4 protein-coding genes are annotated in these 2531 nt (G+C 67.5%); 3 read left to right on the top strand and 1 reads right to left on the bottom strand.

What is annotated here, in order from left to right; translation table 11 throughout:
- Nucleotides 1-296, bottom strand: a 296-nt coding sequence (locus BN4346_RS46620) for an MBL fold metallo-hydrolase (protein ID WP_167666284.1), incomplete at its 3' end; no start/stop codon positions are given.
- Between the two features lie 84 nt (nt 297-380).
- On the opposite strand from BN4346_RS46620, the gene purS reads away from it, so the two are divergent.
- The 3 genes from purS to BN4346_RS47950 form a co-directional block, all read left to right on the top strand.
- Nucleotides 381-620: a phosphoribosylformylglycinamidine synthase subunit PurS gene (purS, locus tag BN4346_RS46615; protein ID WP_067977058.1), complete on the top strand. Its 240-nt coding sequence runs from the start codon at nt 381-383 to the stop codon at nt 618-620.
- The gene (purQ, locus tag BN4346_RS46610) at nt 617-1291 is read left to right on the top strand and encodes a phosphoribosylformylglycinamidine synthase subunit PurQ (RefSeq protein ID WP_067977057.1); all 675 of its coding nucleotides are present in this window, start codon (nt 617-619) and stop codon (nt 1289-1291) included. Before purS ends, purQ begins: the two co-directional genes overlap by 4 nt.
- Before the next feature lie 572 nt (nt 1292-1863).
- The coding region (locus tag BN4346_RS47950) for a PGRS repeat-containing protein (RefSeq protein ID WP_407695170.1) at nt 1864-2531 on the top strand (668 nt) is incomplete at its 3' end.

Below are 2531 nucleotides of genomic sequence, written 5' to 3'. Positions count from 1 at the left end.
CCGCGCACCCGTAGCGGCCCGACGTCGAAGGCATCCCCGACGTGCACCGGTTGCCAGGGCGGCCCCAGCTGGGCGGCGGTCTGCGGGTCGGCGTAGAGCGCGGCCCCCGGGTTGGCGTCGATCAGGGCAGGCAGCCGCGCTACGTCGGCGTGGTCGGGGTGCTGGTGGGTGATCAAGATGGCCGCCAGCCCGGTAATGCCCTCGAAGCCGTGCGAAAAGTTGCCGGGGTCGAACAGCACCGTGGTCCCGCCGAAATCGGCGAGCAGGCAGGAATGGCCGAAGTGGGTCAGCTGCATACCTAAAGATTGTGCGCTCCGGCGCCTGGAACGGGCATCGGTATTGTTGACCCGACCGATCCCCGTCGACAGTAGGGAGCACCCGTGGCCCGGGTGGTTGTGCACGTGATGCCCAAAGCCGAGATCCTCGACCCGCAGGGGCAAGCGATCGTCGGAGCGCTTTCTCGGCTGGGACACCGCGGAGTGTCGGATGTGCGGCAGGGCAAGCGTTTCGAGCTTGAGGTCGACGATTCGATCGACGATGCCGCGCTGGCGGAGATCGCCGAATCGCTGCTGGCCAACACGGTGATCGAGGACTTCACCGTCAGCCGGGAGACCTCGTGAGCGCCCGGATCGGCGTCATCACCTTTCCCGGCACTCTCGACGACGTCGACGCGGCCCGCGCGGTCCGGTTCGTCGGTGCCGAGCCCGTCAGCCTGTGGCATGCCGACGCCGACCTCAAGGGTGTCGACGCCGTGGTGGTGCCGGGCGGCTTCTCCTACGGCGATTACCTGCGCTGCGGCGCCATCGCCCGATTTGCCCCGGTGATGGGCGAGGTCATCAAGGCGGCGGGCCAAGGCATGCCGGTGCTCGGCATCTGCAACGGCTTCCAGGTGCTGTGTGAGGCCGGGCTGCTGCCGGGTGCGCTGACCCGCAATATCGGCCTGCACTTCGTCTGCCGCGACGTCTGGCTGCGGGTGGCCTCGACCTCCACGGCCTGGACCTCCCGGTTCGACGCCGACGCCGATCTGCTGGTGCCGTTGAAGTCCGGTGAGGGCCGCTACGTGGCCTCCGAAGCGGTGCTCGACGAGCTGGAGGGCGAAGGCCGGGTGGTGTTCCGCTATCTGGACAACATCAACGGCTCGCTGCGCAATATTGCCGGGGTGAGCTCGGCCAACGGCCGGGTAGTCGGGCTGATGCCGCACCCCGAGCACGCCATCGAGGCTCTGACCGGGCCCAGCGATGACGGGCTGGGGTTGTTCTACTCCGCACTGGATGCGGTGCTGGCCGCCTGAACCCCTTGCGGGTAGCTGTGGGTCTGCTGATTCCAGATAACTCAGCTGGCGCCGGTTGCGACCGGTCCACAAAACACGACGGGCACGTAGGCGTACCCACCTCCGTGACGGTGCGCATTCGCCCGGCAGACGGGCACTACTGCGCACGTTTGCGGCCACCGCCTTCCGTTTGACGGCAATCGACTATTCGATTTAACTAAGAAAGCTCACATTTCATCGTGAGCGTGACTTAGGTAACGTCTAGGGAGGCTTCAGGGTGTCCGTTCAGCGGCGTCGTAGCGTCAAGAATCGTCACGTACAGGACGGTCGGGCGCCAGAGCGTCGCCGAGTGGTTGGAACAGGTAGTGCTGTTGCCGCATTCTTGGCGTTCGGGATGACACCAGTGACCGTGGCACCCACCGGCGCACGCGGACTTCGACGACTTATGGGCGCCGATCGTTGATCTGTTCGGTCCGGCGGCGAACCAGGACTTTGCGTCTACTCCGGGCTCGGCGGACGCGGGTTCTTGGGACGGTTCGCTGGGGCAGCTCGGTGAATCCGTCTGGCAGGGGTACACCGACTTCTACACCGGGGTGCACGACCTGGGGCAGCTGTGGATCACCAGCGACCTGGGCGGGATGGTCAACTGGGTGATCAACTTGCCCACCGAATGGTTGATCGGCCGGGATCTGATCGGCAACGGCCTGGACGACTTCACCGGGCCCAACACCTCACTGCTGGGCGGCCTGGGAATCTTTGGTGATCTCGGTGACGGCGGCTTGTTGTTCGGTGACGGCGGCGCGGGCGCAGTCGGTGTGGACGGTGGCGCCGGTGGAGCCGGTGGGGATGCCGGCATGTTCGGCAACGGCGGCATCGGTGGTATGGGTTCCGGCGGCGCCGACGGTGGCGCCGGCGGCCATGGTGGCTGGTTGTTTGGTGACGGCGGCGCCGGTGGTGTCGGCGGCGCGAGTGGCGGCAATGGCGGCGCCGGTGGGGACGCCGCGTACTTCTTCGGTAACGGGGGTGCCGGTGGTGACGGCGCCACCGGCGCCACCGGCGCAGCCGGCGACCAGGGCCTGACCGGTGGCAACGGTGGCAACGGCGCTACCGGTGGCAACGGCGGTATCGGTGGTCGGGCCGGGGTGTTGGTCGGCGTCGGCGGTTCCGGTGGTGAAGGTGGTGCCGGCGGTGAGGGTGGCGCTGGCGGTATCGGTGCGGACGGTCTCGTTGGTGCGGCCGGTGTGGTCGGAATCAACAACGG

This window comes from Mycolicibacter icosiumassiliensis (genome assembly GCF_900078685.2).
Lineage (GTDB): Bacteria > Actinomycetota > Actinomycetes > Mycobacteriales > Mycobacteriaceae > Mycobacterium > Mycobacterium icosiumassiliensis.
Note: the sequence above shows the minus strand (reverse complement) of the source record. Positions and strands in the feature narration are given on the sequence as shown.